This window comes from Amycolatopsis xylanica (genome assembly GCF_900107045.1).
GTDB classification, from domain to species: Bacteria; Actinomycetota; Actinomycetes; order Mycobacteriales; family Pseudonocardiaceae; genus Amycolatopsis; species Amycolatopsis xylanica.
In genome coordinates, this window is record NZ_FNON01000009.1 from 253363 (window position 1) to 269908 (window position 16546).

The window sequence follows — 16546 nt, forward strand, 5'->3', positions numbered from 1 at the left end:
GACGCCCCCCGCTCACGCCGGCCAACCGGCTTTTGTCCGTCCTAAACGGAGGAACGGGTCGAAGAGATGCACGACCAGTCGTACTACGTTCATCTTGAATCGTTGAACGATTTCGTCCGTGAGCTGGAGAACCAGATCCATGCCATGGCGAAGCCGAACGACTTCCTGCTGACACTGGGCGACCACCCCCTGCTGTTCGGCGAATTCGGCGAGGCGGGTTCGCTCGCCGACGCGCACAAGGCCGCGGTGCTCGAAATGCAAGGCCTGCTCGATCAGGTCAAGGGCGCGATCGGGTTCGCCACCGACGTCACCACGACCGTCGCGGACGGCTACGAGCAGGCCGACCAGTCCGTCGCGGGCGATCTGCACACCTCCGGCCACGACGGGGTCGTCACGCAGGTGACCGGCGCGGTCACGAACGTGGTCGGCGGCACGGTCAACGCGGTGACCGGCGTGGTCGGCGGCCTGCTCGGCGGCGGCACCAGTTCAGGGGGAACGCACGGATGACCAAGGGAAACACGGCACACACCAACTTCGCGGCGTACACCCACCAGCAGCTCTACGCCATGCTGCAGGCCGGTGACCCGCACACCGCGCGGGCCGCGGCCGAGAAGTGGAAGTCGACGGCCATCGGGCTCTACGAATCGGGCGACAGCCTGTGCCGCGAGCTCGACGACTTCGACGACAACTGGTCGGGCGGCGCGGCCGACAAGTACAAGACGATGATCACCGACCTGGTCGGCGGCATCAAGAAGGTCGGCCAGACGGCCGCCGCCATGGAGCACCTGCTCGAGGACGCGGCCGACGCGCTCGTCAAGGCGAAGGCCGAGATGCCGCCGCCGGTCAACGTCCCCGACGTCCCGCCGGCGCAGGTCGCGCTGGCGACGACGCCGGTGATGCTGCCGCCGAACGCGCCGCCGGAGACGGTGTCCGCCATCGCGCAGCAGCGGCAGCAGGCGATCGCGGTCGTCGAGGCGCAGCAGGCGGCCGCCAGCGCGGCCAGCGCGGCGCACAGCAAGGCCATCCTGGTGATGACCAACCTGGCGGGCGAGTACACCTCGGCCGAGGACTCGATCCCGGCGTCCCCGAACGCGGCGACCCCGCCGCCCGGTGTCGTCGGCGGTGGCACGTCCACCGGCACCTCGGGCCCGATCGGCAACGGCATGCCCGGCATCGCGCCGGTCGGCACGGTCGTCGATCCAGGCCAGCCGCACATCCTGCCGGGCGAGGGCACGAACCTGGTGCCGCCGGGCACCACGCCGCGGAGCAACCCGCTCTTCGGCGACATGTTCACCGCGGGACTGGCCGCCGCCTCGGCGGCGGCTTTCGGCCGCTTCGGCTCGATCATGCCGAAGGTCCCCGGCTGGGCGACCGGCAAGAACCCCGACGAGGACAAGGATTCCGAGGGTGCCAAGCTGGGTGGAGGCGCGTCCGGACTCGGCGGCGGTGAAGCGCCGAACCTGGGTGGCGTGGGCGCCTTCGGCGGCGGCGGCGGTGGCATCGACGCCGGTTCGCTCGGCGGCGCGGCGACGGGTGCGATGCCCGCCGCGCATTCCGGGCTGGCCGGGTCACCCGACGTCGGGAACACGCTGGGCTCCATCGCGGGCGGTGCCGCGGGCGGGGCGGCCGCCGCGGCGGGCAAGGGCATGATGCCGATGATGCCGATGATGCCGATGACCGGAGCCGGGAACGACATGGGCTCCGGGCGGCGGATTCCGCCGTGGCTGGTGGAAACCGAGGACGTGTGGGGCCAGTCGGCGCCCATCGCGCCGTCGGTGATCGGTGAGGACACAGAGGGGCGTTAGGTCCTTTTAGGACAGTATCGAGGGAGGTGGCCCGGTGACCGTGAGGTCGCCGGGCCGTTTTCGCCGGAAAGGCGAGGGGCACATGATCATCATCGAAAAGACGGAACTCGACCGGCTGGCCGCCGACCTGTGCAAGGTCATCGACGGCATGGCGAGCGCGTTCGGTCCGGGCGCGACCCAGACGGTGAACGGGGACATCGACTGCGACCCGAACCAGCCAGGCAAGCTGCTCAGCTGGCAGTACGGGGTGCATCTGGATTCGCCGGCGGAGCCGGACAAACGGCTCACCAACGTGGTCGTCCCGTCACTGCAGCGGGCGGGCTGGCAGGTCAAGGACCGCAGCACGGCCCGCGAACTGGTCGCCCAGTTCAGCCGGGACGGCGCGCACCTCACCGTGCACGTCGGCCGCAAGGGCGGCGACGTCGCCATCATGGGCTCCACCCGCTGCGTAGCGGCGTTCTGACGCCCAAGGCACGCGTACCCCGATGGACGACACGCCGCCGACCCCAGCGGCCGCGTGTCGTCCTTCCCGGGTACGCGTGCCCTGGGGGTCGTGAGTGATACGGCCGGTTCTAACCGGCGAAAACACTCACGACCCTTTCTCGGCTGCCTCGCCAGGGTCAGGGGTGTGGTCCAGCTTGGTGAGGGCCTAGTTCGCTCGGATCCGTGGAGTGAGGGCCTGGTTCGACCGCATATGCGGGTGAGGGCCTCCCTCACCCACCCGGCTCGAGTGAGGGAGGCCCTCACCCACGCCGAGCGTGGATGAAGGCCCCCTCATACCTGGGCCCTAGCGCCTAGGTGAGTGCGGTATGCGTCGTCCAACGCCGCAAACGGCACTCAACCCATCCCGAACGACCCCCAGCCACTGGACAAGCGGGTTGACTGTGTGGGTTTTGAGGCGTTCAACGACGCATTTCCACCACAGCCACCCCGGCCGCGACACTCACGACCTCTAAGCCTTGAAACGGCCGGGCCGCCAGCCACGCTTGCGTCCACTTCGGACGGCCGCGACCGCGATCCCGGCCACCACCGCGGCGCCGACCCCGCCGACCGCGATGACCCCGGAGAAGGTGTCCGACTCGGGACGACGAGCCGCCTGCGCCGGAATGATCGAGCCCGCCGAACCGGCGGATTTCCCTTGCGCGCCAGGCGGTGTGGCGTCCGCCGGGATCTGCGCGGACACCGCGGCGTAGGCGTCGAGCATGCCCCAGCCGCGCTTGGGATCCTGGGCGCCACTGGCCGGGCGGTTGGCGGTGAGCAGCAGCCGCGTGACGACCTGGTCCGGCGTCAGTGACGGGTGATACGCCCGCACGAGCGCGGCGGCGCCAGCCACGTAGGCGGCGGCCAGGCTCGGGTCACTGATCAGATAACGGTGCGCGACCTGGCCGTTCGCGTCGGCCGAGGTGCTCACCAAATCGGCTCCCGGCGCGGAAATCCTGATGTAGTCACCGGATTCCTGCTGCACCGGCTCGCCCGCCTGGTTCACCGAACCGACCGCGAGCACACCCGGCGTCGCCGCCGGATACGACCGGGCGCCCTGCTGCGTCGCGCCGGCGGGCGCGATAACCACCGAGCCGCGTTCCTTCGCGCCGGCCACGGCGGCGGTCAGCGCGGGGCTGTCCACAGGCGACGGCACCGCGACCAGGATGACCCCGGCCTTGGCCTGCGCGGCCGTGTCGATGGCGGCGGCGAGGTTCGCCGGATCCGCCTTGACCGGCAACAGTTTCACGCCGGGCGCGATCCCGGTGAACGTGGTCGCCGAGCTCTTCTGCGCGCCGACGATCCCGGCCGCGACGGTGCCGCGGCCATCACAGTCGGCGTCGGCGTTGCCGAGGATCTGGCCGGGCCCGAACTGGCCGTTGTCCCCGTCGACACCGGGCGCGAGCACCGCGACCGTCTGCCCGGTTCCCGTGGTCAGCGGCCAGATCTTGGCCGGGTCGACCAGTTTCTGCCCCCATGGCACACCGCCGGCGTACCGTCCACTGGGATTCGCGCATTGCGAGTTCTGCTGCGCGTGCGCGAGCGGGGTGAGGGTGGTGAGCGCGGCGCAAACCCCGGTCACCGCGAGGATCCGCTTCACCGCGGCACCCACAGCGTGACGCGCGTGCCGCGTCCCGGCCAGGATTCGATGTGACACCGTCCGCCCACTTCGGCGAGCCTGGCCCGCATGGAATTGCTGACGCCGAAGCCCGCGGGGCGCTTGCCCTCGTCGTAGCCGACTCCGTGATCGCGCGTGATCACCGCGATGCCACCGTCCCTCTCCTCCATGCGCACCACGACCGATCCGGTGCCCGCGTGCTTTATCGTATTGCGTAAAGCTTCCCGCACGGCATCCCGAACCGCCACCAATCGCACATCCGGCAAAATGTCATCGGGGATATCGGCCACCACCAGCTGCGCACGCAACCCGTCACGCGCCATTTCCGTGGCCAGCCCGGCCAATTCGGCACCCAGCCCGGCAGGCGAGCCGTCCTCGTCATACGCGAGCCCGCGCCGCACCTGGTTGGCCTGCGCCCGCGCGGCGTCGCGCAGCTTGCGAAGCTGTTCCCGCGGATCGGTCTCGTCCTCCGGCGACTCCATCGCCATGACTTCCAGCGACTGCAAGACGGTGTCGTGCAACGTCCGGTCCCCGCGCGCCCGTTCGGCCGTCCGCCCCTGCCGGATCCCGATCGCCAGCGCGAGCCGTGTCCCCAGCCCGACGAGCACCAGCACCCCGACGGCGGTCGCGACGGCGGCGAGCAGCATCCCCGTCCCGCCGACCACACCCGCGAGGTCGGCGCCCATCAAGTACTGCAAGGGAATCCCGAGCGCGGTGAGCACGAGCCCCGACGGCACACCCCGCGCGACCGTCCACAACGCGACGGTGCCGGTGAAGTACACCCACGGCACCGAGGTCGCGTTCGCGTTGACCTGACCGACCACGAGGCCGGCGGCGACGGCGAACCCGGCATCCGACCACAGCAGCACCCGCCGGATCGTGCCCCGCCGATCGGGCACCTTGAGCACCCACACGGTCGCGCCGAGACTGCCCGCGAACCCGAGCACCGCCACCAGGCACGCGGCCCAGGCGTTCCCGAACCCTTGCGCGACCACAAGCCACAGCGCGGTCGCGGGAAGCAGCACGATCCGATACGCCAAAGGGAGCAGCACGGCGTACGTCGTCGCCCGCGCCATCAGCGAATTCCGCGGCGCGACGGCATCGGTCGCGGCGAGCGCCCGTATCCGCTGCGCACCGGGCACCATGGCCGGATCGTCGATCTCCGGCGGCAGCTCACGCGGAGTCCCCGCGAGCACGGGCGCACCCTTCCTCAGCAAGGCAGGCAAAAAGGCGCTACGCCGTTCCCCGACCGACGCCATCCCAAGCCCCTTCTCGCCAGCCTGGTACTTCTAGCAAGAACCGCCCGGTTGGACAACCACCAACCAGGTGCACCCCCAAACCCCGAAAGGGGCGTTCGTCAGATCCAGAAGCCCGAAAGCCACTTTCGTCAGATCGCATCTGACGAAAGTGGCTTTCGGGCTATCACACCTGACGAACGCCCCTTTCGGGCTAGGTCTAGCGGAGGTCCATGCCGAGGTCGAGGGCGGCGGCCGAGTGGGTCAAGGAGCCTACGGAGAGGTAGTCGACGCCGGTGTCCGCGTAGGCGCGGGCGTTCGCCAGCCTCAGGCCGCCCGAGGATTCGAGGCGGGTCTTCGGGGAGACCTCGTCGCGGCGCGCCACCGCGCGGGCGCAGTCCTCGGGGGTGAAGTTGTCCAAGAGGACCTCGTCGGCGCCCGCCGCCAAGGCCTCGTCGAGCTGGACGAGCGTGTCGACCTCGATCTCGCAGGCGAGCGTCGGCGCGTGACGGCGCGCGGCTTCCAGCGCCGCCGTGACCGAGCCGGCCGCGACCACGTGGTTGTCCTTGATCAGGACCGCGTCACCGAGACCGAGCCGGTGGTTGACGCCGCCGCCGCACCGGACCGCGTACTTCTCCAGCAGCCGCAGGCCGGGCAGCGTCTTGCGCGAGTCGCGGATCGCGCAGCCGGTGCCATCGACTGCGGACACCCAGGCCGCCGTCGTCGTCGCGATGCCGGACAGGTGGCAGAGCAGGTTCAACGCCGTGCGCTCCGCGGTCAGCAGGCCGCGCACCGGACCGCGCACGACGAGCGCGGGCTCGCCCGCGACCAGGCGACTGCCGTCGTCGCGGCGGCCGAGCACTTCGTAGCCGTCGCCGAGGACGGCGTCGAAGACCGCCAGCGCGACGGGGAGGCCCGAGACGACGCCGGTCACGCGCGGGGTGAGTTCCGCGACCGCGACGGCGTCGGCGGCCACGGTGGACTCCGTCGTCGCGTCGGGGCCGTAGCGCAGGTCTTCGCCGAGCGCGGTCTCCACCACGCGGCGGACATCTTCGACGTCAAGGCCAGTGTGGATCAGTTCCGCCTTGGCCAGGCTGGAAAATTCGTGGATCATGCCGCTCCTTCCGTCAAGACCGGATCTGCGAGCACCGGCTGCCCGGAAGGGCTGAGCCGGATCAACTGGCTGCGCAGCCAGCCGAAGTCGTCACGTTCGGGGAAATCCGTGCGCACATGGCACCCACGCGACTCGGTGCGCCGGGCGGCCGCCGTGACGAGCGCCTGCGCGACGAGCGTCAGCGCGGCGTCTTCCACGGCCCGGTGCGTCCACAGCAGACTGTCCACTGTCGACAAATCGAGCACCGAGCTGATCACCGCGAGCCCTTCGGCGTCACGGCCGATGGCGCCGTAGCGGCTCATCACGCGCTGCAGCGAGTCGCGGTCGGCGATCGGCGCGAGCACGGTTTCCGGCAGCCTGCCGTGCTTCGGGTCGGGCAGCAGACCGGCCGCGAGGTCGGCCGCGACCGCGTGCGCGACGCGTTCGCCGACGACGAGGCCTTCGAGCAAACTGTTGGACGCCAAGCGGTTCGCGCCGTGCAGCCCCGTCCTGGCGACCTCGCCCGCCGCGTACAGCCCGCGCACGCTGGTGCGTCCGTCCACTGTGGCCACCACGCCACCGCACGCGAAATGCGCGGCGGGCGTGACCGGGATGGGCTCCCGCGTCGGGTCGAACCCCGCGGCCATCGACGCGGCGTACACCGTCGGGAACCGGGCGGCGAACCCGGAAACACCGGTGGCGTCCAGGAAAACGTGATCGTCGACGCCGCCGGGCGCGAGCGTCATCCGGCGGGTGATGGCCGCCGACACGACATCGCGCGGCGCCAGGTCGCCGAGCGGGTGAACGCCCTGCATGACCGGCGCGCCCGCGCCGTCGAGCAGGGTGGCGCCCTCGCCGCGGACGGCCTCGGTCACCAGCGGGCAGCGCCCGCGCGCGCCCGGCGTGTACAGCACCGTCGGGTGGAACTGCACGAACTCGAGGTCAGCGACGTGCGCGCCCGCGCGCAACGCGAGCGCGAGGCCGTCACCGGTGGCGATCTCGGGGTTCGACGTCGCCTGGTACAGCTGGCCGATGCCCCCGCTCGCCAGCAGCACCGCCGCCGCGCGGACGACGCCGGGCGTGCCCGCGCGGTCGAGCACGGTCACACCCGCGACCTCGCCGAGCGGCGTGCGCAGCGCGTCGACCGCGATGTGCCCTTCGAGCACCGGCACCCGGCGGCCGCCCGCCTGCGCGACCAGTGTCCGTTCGACCTCGGCGCCCGTGGCGTCGCCGCCCGCGTGGATCACGCGGAACGCGCTGTGCCCGCCTTCGCGGGTCCGCGCGAGCCCTGGCCGCGAGGCCGCCGGGTCGAAGGTCGCACCGGAAGCGCGAAGCCTGGCCACCGCGGCCGGTCCGCCCGCCAGGATCTCGCGGACCGCGTCTTCGTCGCACAGCCCGCCGCCCGCGACGAGCGTGTCCTCCGCGTGCTGGGCGACCGAGTCGCCTTCGTCGTGCTCACCGTCGAGCACGACGGCGACCCCGCCCTGCGCCCAGCGGGTGTTGCCATCCTCGACAGCGGCTTTCGTGATGACCAGGACGTGCAACCCGAGTTCCTGGGCGCGCAGTGCTGCGGTGAGCCCGGCGACCCCGCTGCCGATCACCACGAGATCGGCGCGGGCCTCCCACGCGGGGCGGGTTTTCGCCTGATGGTCGCTAACCCCGTCCATCATTCACCGCCGCCAGGCTTGCCGATCTCGATCATCCGCTGCACCGAAGCCTTCGCGCGGGCGGCCGTTTCAAGGTCGACATGGACCTCGTCGGCGCCCTCGCGCAGCGACCGCAGCAGCGCCGCCGGCGTGATCATCTTCATGTACCGGCACGAGGCCCGCTCGTTCACCGCGCGGAAGTCGATCTCCGGCGCGGCCTTGCGCAGCTGGTGGATCATGCCGATCTCGGTGGCGACCAGCACGGTCGACGCCTTGGTGTCGCGCGCGGCGGTCACCATGTCCCCTGTGGACAGGATCTTGACCCGCGCCGGCGCCACCGTGCCCTCGCCCGCGAGGTAGAGCGCCGAGGTCGCGCAGCCGCATTCCGGGTGGATGAACAGGTCCGCATCGGGGTTCGCGGCGGCCCGCTCGGCCAGCTCGGGACCGTTGATCCCGGCGTGTACGTGGCACTCGCCCGCCCAGATGTGGATGTTGTCCCGGCCGGTCTCCCGCTTGACGTGCGCGCCGAGGAACTGGTCGGGACAAAAGAGAACTTCCTGGTCAGCGGGAATGGACCGGACCACGTCCACCGCGTTCGACGAGGTGCAGCAGATGTCGGTCTCGGCCTTGACCTCGGCGGTCGTGTTCACATAGGACACCACGACCGCGCCGGGGTGCTGCGCCTTCCACTCGCGCAGCTGGGCGCCGGTGATCGAGTCAGCCAGCGAGCAGCCCGCCCGCGCGTCCGGGATCAGCACGGTCTTGTGCGGCGCCAGGATCTTCGCGGTCTCGGCCATGAAGTGGACGCCACAGAAGACGATGGTGGACGCGTCGCTGCTCGCCGCGATCCGGCTCAGCGCCAGCGAATCACCGGTGAAGTCGGCGATGTCCTGGATCTCCGGGATCTGGTAGTTGTGCGCCAGCAGCACCGCGTCGCGCTTGCGGGCGAGTGCCCGAACCTCCTCGGCCCAAGCGGCGTTCGCCTCGACGCCACCGTAAGGCGTGAGCCCTTCCGGCGTCTCCAGCGTGATCGTTCCGGTCATGTGACCCTCCCTGGACCACTCACCGGTTTTCGCCTTATAATCGAAAACCGTGCGAAGCCATATTAACAGCAGCGCCCCCCTGGCACACGAGGTCTTGGGGGCAGTACTTCAAGTGCGATCGGACACACTGCGGGTGCTGTTGTGGCGTCGCGCCCTCGATCCGCACCTCGGACGCTGGTCGTTGCCGGGCGGGCGGCTGCGGCCGGACGAAGACGTCGAAACGTCCATCCGGCGGCAGCTGGCGGAGAAGGTCGACGTGCGCCAGCTCAAACACGTAGAGCAACTGGCGGTGTTCAGCTCACCTGATCGAGTGCCCGGCCCGCGGGTGGTCGCGACGGCGTTCCTCGGCCTCGTCCCCTCCGACGTCGACCCGGTGATCCCCGAGGACACGCGGTGGCACGACGTCGCCTCGCTCCCCCGCACGGCCTTCGACCACGAGTCGATCGTGCTGCGCGCCCGCGACCGGCTGCGCTCGAAGTTGTGCTACACAAACCTCGGTTTCGCACTGGCTCCTGAAGAATTCAGCGTCTCCGCCTTGCGATCGCTCTATTCGGCCGCGCTCGGCTACCGCGTCTCGGCCACCAACCTGCAACGCGTGCTGGCGCGGCGCGGCCTGCTGGTGCCGACCGGGAACACCGCGCCGTCCGGGCGCAGCGGCGGCCGTCCCGCCGCGCTTTTTTCCTTTGCGGGGGACGGCATGCAGATCACGGACCCGTTCGCGGTCTTCAAGCCGCCGCAGCACGGTTGATCACGCTGCGCGGTGGGCGGGTTCCCCGTACCGTGTGAGTCGTGGCGAATCCGGTGGGTGGACGTGCGACGACGACTTTGCCGTTGTTCCCACTGCAAACCGTGCTGCTGCCGGGTGTGCACCTGCCGCTGCACATCTTCGAACCCCGGTACCGGCAGCTGACCGTGGACCTGGTCACCGGCACCGTGCCGAGCCAGGAGTTCGGCGTCATCGCGATCAAAGCCGCGCTGGTGCGCGAAATCGAGTCGGTGGACCACCTGCACGCGGTGGGCTGCACCGCCCAGCTCCGCGAGGCGAAGCGCCTCCCCGACGGCCGGTTCGACGTGGTCACCACCGGCAGGCGCCGGTTCCGCCTGCTGGAGGTCGACACGACCTCGGCGCCCTACCTCGTAGGCACGGTCGAATGGCTTCCCGACGAGCCGCTCCCAGCGGGCAGCACGGACGTGGCCGACCGCCTCTCCACCGTCGCGCGCGCGGCTCACCAGCGCTACTGCGACTCGGCGTGGGAAAGCGACGACTGGCACGTCCCGCCGCCGGACACCCCGGCGCAGGACCTCGCCTACCTGCTGGCCGCCGACTGCCTGCTCCCGCTGGCCGACCGCCAGCGCCTGCTCGAGGAAACCCAGCCGTTGCGCCGCCTGCGCATGCTGTGCCGCCTGCTGACGCGCGAGGCGGGCTTCCTCTCGACCCTGCGTGCGGTCCCCGCCCCCATGTCGGAGTTCGCGGACCTCACCGGCCCCTCGACCCTGAACTGACCCCTAGGGGACCCCCGGACGTTGTGAACGCCTCGTTCACAACCTTGGTCGTTGTGAACGAGGCGTTCATGACGCAGCTCAGGAGGAGGCCGGGGGCTCCTGCGAGCCGCCGTTCGTCCCGCCGTTGTTGCCGAACTTGCTCCAGACCTTGGTGGCCGCGCCGGAGACGGCCTCGCCGACGTCGCTGAACACCTTGGTCAGCGGGTCGGTCGACTCGCTCCACGAGTCCTTGTACGACTTGGCCGCCGACTTGATGTCGTCGGTCCAGGTCGAGGTCGGGGTGTCGTCGTCGCGGCGGGCATAGTCACCGGCCAGTATCGCCCGGTACTCCTCCGAGGCCGCCCACTTCTGCAGCTGGGCCGCGCGGACGACGGCGAGCGGGTGCGACATGCCCTCGACGTAGCGCAGCTTGAGGTAGGAGTCGCGGATGTCGTCGACCGACGCGTACTCCTGCGCCTGCTGCAGGAACGCGGGGATGTCGACCTGGGCCGGGTCGATGCCGCCGGCGACCAGGATCTGGGCGCGGAGCACGGCGGCCGGGTCCTGGCTGCAGAGCAGGCCCGCGCGGTCGCAGGACAGCTCGGCCTTGCGGAACCACTCGCGCAGCGCCGCGATGATCGCGCGCATGCCGAGCGCGCTGACCGGGGTCCACGACATCGACATCTGCAGGCTGATCAGCCGGATCAGGATCGTCCGGTACACCGCGTGCCCGGAGAGCACGTGGCCCATCTCGTGCCCGATGACGAAGCGCAGCGACTCGGTGTCCATCACCTCGAGCGCGCCGGTGGTGATCACGATGAACGGCTCGTCCATGCCGATCGCCATCGCGTTGACCGCGGGATTGCGCTCGACGAACACGTTGGGCACCGGCGAGATGTCCAGCGTCTCGGCGCATTCGTGGCGCAGTCTGTCCAATTCCGGATACTGCGTCGGGCCTACGCGGATCGCCGACGCGAGCGCCATCAGGCGCTCACCACGCTCGCTGTAGAACCCCGAGATCGTCTTGACCACCTGGGCGAATCCGGGGACCGCGCGCAGTGTGGCGAGCGCGCCCCTGTCGACCGGATGCTCATAGGCCCTCGGGCTGATCCCCGGGAAACGCACGGCATTGGACCGTGAAACTTCAATGTCTTCTGGCACTCGGTTGCCCCCTTCGGCTTTCAACCCACAGTAGGCGAAAACGACAAGGGGGGTATCAGGGTATTTACCCCAATCGGCGCCCTAGATCATCCAGGCCATTCCAGGCAGCGCAAATCCCGTAGACGACGACCGCGGCCGTCGGCGCCGCGATGATCACCCACCACGTGTCGAGCGTCGGCGCCGCCACGATGACATCGCCGACCGAGGGCGGCTTCGCGATGTCGTACTTGCCCAGGAACATGCCCTTCGACAGCACGCCGACCGCCGAGGCGCCGAGCGCGCCGAGTGCCGCGGCCACGAGCATCACCGGGCCGCGCCGTTCGCGCATCAGCCAGGCGACGGCCGCGATGAGCACGCCGACGCCGACCGAAAGGAAACCGAAGATCGCGAGCGAGTCGAACCGGTGCCAGCTTTCCAGGTCGAGCGGGGCCAGCCCGGCTTCGTAAACCCGGAAACGCTGTGCCGGCGCCAGCAACGACCACAGATAGACCAGCGGGAACGCCAGCAGTGTCGACGTGCCCGCCAGGCTGATGGCGGGCAGGATGTCGGCCTTGACCCGCACCTTGGGCCGCTCCAGCGGTATCCGGTACACCGGCGGCACCGACCACGGGTCATTCAGCTGCGAAGACCGGTGTGCGCCCACGGACGATTCGGCCACGCCCGGCCTCCCTCCACTCGGCTTTACCCACCGAGAGTAACCGGTCGGGCGTGAAGTTCAGCTACTGGCCAGCTCGCCGTGTCGGCTGCACCGCGCGGTCCAGCCGACCGGCGTTATCTGCACGACCATGCGCCGCGCGCACTGCGCGCAGAAGCGGGGCGGCTCCAGCGCGTTGCGCGGGGTCGAGCAGCCGGGGTGCGGCGGCCCCGATTGTCCACAATGGACACAGAACGGCTCAGAGGACGTCACTGATCGCCTTCACCGGCATGTTCAGCTCCTCCAGCATCTCCAGGTCCTGGTCGGCGGAGCGGCCGAGGTTCGTCAGGTAGTTGCCGACGATGATCGCGTTGATGCCGCCGAGCATGCCCTGCTTGGTGCCGAGGTCGCCGAAGGTCAGCTCACGGCCGCCGGAGAACCGGATCAGCGGGCGCGGCATGGCGAGCCGGAACGCGGCGACCGTGCGCAGCGCGTCCTTGCCCTCGACCACCTCGTAGTTCTCGTACGGGGTGCCGGGCTGCGGGATCAGGAAGTTCATCGTGCACTCGTCGGGGTTCAGCTCGGCGAGCTGCGCGGCGAACTCGGCGCGCTGCTCGACGGTCTCGCCCATGCCGATGATGCCGCCGCAGCAGACCTCCATGCCCGCCTCGCGGATCATCCGCAGCGTCTCCCAGCGCTCGTCCCACGTGTGCGTGGTGACGACGTTCGCGAAGTGCGACTTCGCCGTCTCCAGGTTGTGGTTGTAGCGGTGCACGCCCATCTCGACCAGCTCGTCGACCTGCTCCTGCGTGAGCATGCCCAGCGAGCAGGCGATCTGGATGTCGTTGCCGTCCTCGCGGATGGCCTTGATGCCCTCGCGCACCTGCCCGAGCAGCCGCTTGTCCGGCCCGCGCACGGCCGCGACGATGCAGAACTCGGTCGCGCCGGTGTCCCTGGTCTGCCGCGCGGCCTTGACCAGGCCGGGGATGTCCAGCCACGCCGAGCGCACCGGGGTCGGGAACCGGCCGGACTGCGAGCAGAAGTGGCAGTCCTCCGGGCAGCCGCCGGTCTTGAGGCTGATGATGCCCTCGACCTCGACCTCGGGCCCGCACCAGCGCATCCGGACCTCGTGCGCCAGCTCCAGCAGGTCGGTCAGCTGGTCGTCGCCGAGCCGCAGCACTTCGAGGATCTGCTCCTGCGAGAGGCCGACACCACGCTCGAGCACCTGCTCACGCGCGACATCGAGGACGGTCTTCTCAGGGGCTGAAGTCACAGAGCTCTCCTAGTCGAACGGCGGTGGCCGGTCCTCGCTTTACAGACAGCATGGTGCACGACGATCCCGTGTGGAACCAGCGACGCAAGTCACTTCTGGGCGGACGCGCTCCCGGCGAAACACTCCGGATCGAACTCCCCGCCGAACCACGGTGACAAGCCATTCCGGGCATAGTCCAGGAACTCGCTTCGCGTCGCCGTGCCCGCGCCCGCCGCCAGCGCGCCGAGCAGCGGCCCGCGCGCCGCGGTCGGCAGGTCCTCGAGATTGGACAAAGCGGCCAGATCGGGCTCGGACGGCCAGGAGCCGATGATGACCCCGGCCAGGTTCAGCCCGCGTTTCGTGGCGACCTCGGCCGTGAGCGCGGTGGCGTTCAGCGTGCCGAGACCGGCCTCGGCGACCATCACGACCACCGCGCCGAGCGACCACGCGACGTCCGCGAGGGTGCTGCCGTAGGAGTCGAAGCGGACCAGCAGGCCACCGGCGCCTTCGATGAGCACCAGGTCATGGGTCTCGTCGAGCTCGCTGGCCGCCTTGCTGATCTCGGCGGGCCCGACCGGCTCGATCCCGCTGCGCCGCGCGGCCGCCTCCGGCGACAGCGGGTCGGGGAAGCGGACCAGTTCCCTGGTGGTGACCGGACCGGCGAGTCTCAGCACGTCGTCGACGTCGCCGGGCTCACCCGGCTGTAATCCCGTCTGCGCGGGCTTCAGCACCGCGACCTTCTGCCCGGCCTCGACGGCCAGCGCCGCCACGGCGGCCGTGGCCACGGTCTTGCCGACTCCGGTTCCGGTTCCGGTCATCACCAGCATGCTCACGTCCGGGAAACTTAGCAGTCCCGTCTCAAGCCGTCGTGGTGACGGCTTGGGCGGGCACGAACGCCTCGGCGCCGCGGTCGAACAGGAACACCTGCGCGGCGCCGACGTCGAAGTACATCCCGGTCAGATGCAGCTCGCCGCGCGCCTCGGCCTCGGCGACCACCGGATGCGCGCGCAGGTGCTCCAGCTGCTGGACCACGTTGTGCAGCGCGAGCTGGTCGCCCTCGGTGTCCGGGCGCCGCCCGTCGAGCAGCAGCGGCCCGTGCGTCGCGCGGCGGCGCAGGCTCGCCGCGCCGTGGCGCAGCCAGTTGCCGAGCATGCCGCCCGGCGCGCCGCCGAGCAGCGCCTTCATCGCGCCGCAGCTGGAATGCCCGCAGACGACGATCTCGCGCACGTGGAGCACGCCGACGCCGTATTCGATGGCCGCGCCGACCGAGTCGCTGCCTTCGGTGGGCACCAGGTTCCCGATGTTCCGGACGGTGAACAGGTCACCCGGCCCGCTCGTGGTGATCAGGTTCGGCACGATCCGCGAGTCGCCGCAGGTCAGGAACAGCGTGTGCGGATGCTGCCCGTGCGCGAGCTTGCCGAACTCGTCCCGCAGCACCGGCGCCGCACGTCTTTGGAACTCCGCGGCGCCGCGGCACAAGGCCTTCGTCGAATGCGGGCCGGTGCGCTGCTCGGGCACGCCGTGGTCGGCCTGCCATTCCGACCAGGGCGCGAGCCAGCGCGGCACGGCCTTGCCGACTAGGTCGCCACGCACGATCGGCGTGCCGGAGCGGCCGCGTTCGAACCACGGATGCCCGATCTCGTCGACGGTCACCACGCCGTCGCGCGCGGCCTGCCAGCTGAACAGGCAGTCGAACGCGGCGTGGTCGAGGTAGTCCACCAGCAGCTCGAGCGTCACCGGGGCGTCCGGCGGGATGGTGGCGAGCACCTTGGTCAGCCGTGGCACGGAAAGGAACGTCAGCGCGCCTTCGATCACGACGCGCCACTGGCCGCCGTCGCGCTCGACGTGCACGCCCGACCAGATCGTCCGGCGCAGCATCATCGCCAGCGACAGCGCGATGCCGAGCGCGACACCGGTCAGCAGGTTGACGCCGACGGCTCCGGCCAGCGTCACCAGGTAGACGGCCAGGTCGCCGTGCCGGACCACCTCGCGGAATTCGGCCGGGTTGACCAGTTTCGCGCCGACGTAGACGAGCAGGCCCGCCAGCGCGGCGAGCGGGATGTCGCGCAACAGCCCGGCGAGCGGCAGCACGAACAGCAGGATCCAGCCGCTGTGCAGCAGCGCGGACATGCGCGTGCGGGCGCCCGCTTCGACGTTGGTCATGCTGCGCACGACGACGCCCGTGACCGGGAAACCGCCGAGCGAGCCGGAGGCCACGTTGGCCATGCCCTGGCCGATCAGCTCCCGGTTGAGGTCCGTGCGCGGCCCGGGGCGGCGCTTGTCGATGGCAACCGCGGACAGCAGGCTCTCCAGGCTCGCGATGAGCGCGATGGTCAACGCGGCGAAGGCGGCCGGGAACAGGCCGCTCGTGGGCAGCTGCGGCATGAAGTGCAGCGAAAGCAGGTCGGCGGGGACGTCGATGCGGCTCACGTTCATCTTCGCGGTGCTCGCGAGGACCGTGGCGATGGTGATCGCGGCCAGCGGACCGGGCACTCGGCGGACGAAGGCGGGCAGATGCGGCCAGGCGAGCAGCGTCGCGATCGTCACGACACCGATCAGCACGGCCTCGTCGTGGTGGCCGATGAGCTGGGCGGGCAGCGCGAGCACGTTGTCGATCGTGTTGCCGTGCGCCTTGCCGCCGAGCACGATGTGCAGCTGGTCCAGCATGACGATGACGCCGATGCCGGCGAACAGGCCGTGCACGATGGCGGGTGAGATGGCCAGCGCGGCGCGCGCGATCCTGGCGAGGCCGAAGAGGATCTGCAGCAGCCCGGCGGCGACGGTGATGGCGCAGGTCGCGCGCCAGCCGAAGGTGGTGATGGTCTGGGCGAGCACCACGGTCACGCCCGCCGACGGGCCGCTGACCTGGAGCGCGGACCCGCCGAAGAGCGAAGCGACGATGCTGCCGACGACCGCGGAGATCAGGCCTGCGACCAGAGGCGCGCCCGCGGCCAGCGCGACGCCGAGCGAGAGCGGGACGGCGACGAGGAAGACGACGATCGAGGCGGGGAGGTCATAGCGGAGATTCGCGAGGATCTTTCGCGAAATCGGGGGACCGGTGTCGTGTTCTTCGTGTGTGTTGTTGATCATGCTCGCA

The 16546-nt window shown here is 70.5% G+C and carries 16 protein-coding genes; 5 read left to right on the plus strand and 11 right to left on the minus strand.

The genetic code is table 11. The features are described from left to right. Positions 1–66 precede the first annotated feature (66 nt). From BLV57_RS34655 to BLV57_RS34665, 3 genes are all read left to right on the plus strand, one after another. On the plus strand, positions 67–507 hold the full coding sequence (locus BLV57_RS34655; protein WP_091296563.1) for a hypothetical protein: 441 nt from the start codon (positions 67–69) through the stop codon (positions 505–507). Further along, a complete protein-coding gene (locus BLV57_RS34660; RefSeq protein WP_091296566.1) occupies positions 504–1805 on the plus strand; it encodes a WXG100 family type VII secretion target in 1302 nt (433 codons plus the stop codon). Before BLV57_RS34655 ends, BLV57_RS34660 begins: the two co-directional genes overlap by 4 nt. Positions 1806–1887: 82 nt before the next feature. Continuing rightward, entirely contained in the window at positions 1888–2268 is a 381-nt protein-coding gene (locus BLV57_RS34665; protein WP_091296570.1) for a hypothetical protein, read from the plus strand. Positions 2269–2757: 489 nt separating this feature from the next. Here the strand turns inward: BLV57_RS34665 and BLV57_RS34670 are convergent, their stop codons facing one another. The 5 genes from BLV57_RS34670 to nadA all read right to left on the minus strand — a co-directional run bounded on the left by BLV57_RS34670 (position 2758) and on the right by nadA (position 8920). Continuing rightward, positions 2758–3885: a S8 family serine peptidase gene (locus tag BLV57_RS34670; protein WP_091296853.1), complete on the minus strand. Its 1128-nt coding sequence runs from the start codon at positions 3883–3885 to the stop codon at positions 2758–2760. Next, positions 3882–5099: a sensor histidine kinase gene (locus BLV57_RS34675; protein ID WP_245757636.1), complete on the minus strand. Its 1218-nt coding sequence runs from the start codon at positions 5097–5099 to the stop codon at positions 3882–3884. The genes BLV57_RS34670 and BLV57_RS34675 overlap by 4 nt, the downstream gene beginning before the upstream one ends. A 259-nt stretch (positions 5100–5358) precedes the next feature. After that, positions 5359–6252: a carboxylating nicotinate-nucleotide diphosphorylase gene (gene nadC, locus BLV57_RS34680; RefSeq protein ID WP_091296577.1), complete on the minus strand. Its 894-nt coding sequence runs from the start codon at positions 6250–6252 to the stop codon at positions 5359–5361. Continuing rightward, positions 6249–7901, minus strand: a complete 1653-nt coding sequence (locus BLV57_RS34685) for an L-aspartate oxidase (protein ID WP_091296580.1) — start codon at positions 7899–7901, stop codon at positions 6249–6251. The genes nadC and BLV57_RS34685 overlap by 4 nt, the downstream gene beginning before the upstream one ends. Further along, a complete protein-coding gene (gene nadA / locus BLV57_RS34690; protein ID WP_091296584.1) occupies positions 7898–8920 on the minus strand; it encodes a quinolinate synthase NadA in 1023 nt (340 codons plus the stop codon). Before nadA ends, BLV57_RS34685 begins: the two co-directional genes overlap by 4 nt. 112 nt (positions 8921–9032) lie before the next feature. Between nadA and BLV57_RS34695 the strand changes: the two genes are divergently transcribed. Further along, the gene (locus tag BLV57_RS34695) at positions 9033–9668 is read left to right on the plus strand and encodes an NUDIX hydrolase (protein ID WP_091296587.1); all 636 of its coding nucleotides are present in this window, start codon (positions 9033–9035) and stop codon (positions 9666–9668) included. Positions 9669–9709: 41 nt separating this feature from the next. Continuing rightward, positions 9710–10423 carry an LON peptidase substrate-binding domain-containing protein gene (locus BLV57_RS34700; RefSeq protein ID WP_091296590.1) on the plus strand — a complete coding sequence of 238 codons (714 nt, stop codon included), beginning with the start codon at positions 9710–9712 and terminating at the stop codon, positions 10421–10423. A 78-nt stretch (positions 10424–10501) separates the two neighbouring features. On the opposite strand, the gene BLV57_RS34705 is transcribed toward BLV57_RS34700, so the two are convergent. The 6 genes from BLV57_RS34705 to BLV57_RS34730 all read right to left on the minus strand — a co-directional run bounded on the left by BLV57_RS34705 (position 10502) and on the right by BLV57_RS34730 (position 16539). Then, a complete protein-coding gene (locus tag BLV57_RS34705) occupies positions 10502–11563 on the minus strand; it encodes a M48 family metallopeptidase (protein ID WP_091296593.1) in 1062 nt (353 codons plus the stop codon). A 64-nt stretch (positions 11564–11627) separates the two neighbouring features. Then, positions 11628–12221, minus strand: a complete 594-nt coding sequence (locus tag BLV57_RS34710; RefSeq protein WP_091296597.1) for a DUF2567 domain-containing protein — start codon at positions 12219–12221, stop codon at positions 11628–11630. Positions 12222–12278: 57 nt separating this feature from the next. Next, positions 12279–12470, minus strand: a complete 192-nt coding sequence (bsaP, locus tag BLV57_RS34715) for a biotin synthase auxiliary protein BsaP (protein ID WP_091296601.1) — start codon at positions 12468–12470, stop codon at positions 12279–12281. Further along, entirely contained in the window at positions 12457–13470 is a 1014-nt protein-coding gene (gene bioB, locus BLV57_RS34720; protein WP_091296605.1) for a biotin synthase BioB, read from the minus strand. The genes bsaP and bioB overlap by 14 nt, the downstream gene beginning before the upstream one ends. An 89-nt stretch (positions 13471–13559) precedes the next feature. After that, positions 13560–14276: a dethiobiotin synthase gene (gene bioD, locus BLV57_RS34725; RefSeq protein ID WP_176968946.1), complete on the minus strand. Its 717-nt coding sequence runs from the start codon at positions 14274–14276 to the stop codon at positions 13560–13562. A gap of 31 nt (positions 14277–14307) precedes the next feature. Next, positions 14308–16539 carry a SulP family inorganic anion transporter gene (locus BLV57_RS34730; RefSeq protein ID WP_091296609.1) on the minus strand — a complete coding sequence of 744 codons (2232 nt, stop codon included), beginning with the start codon at positions 16537–16539 and terminating at the stop codon, positions 14308–14310. Positions 16540–16546: the final 7 nt, after the last annotated feature.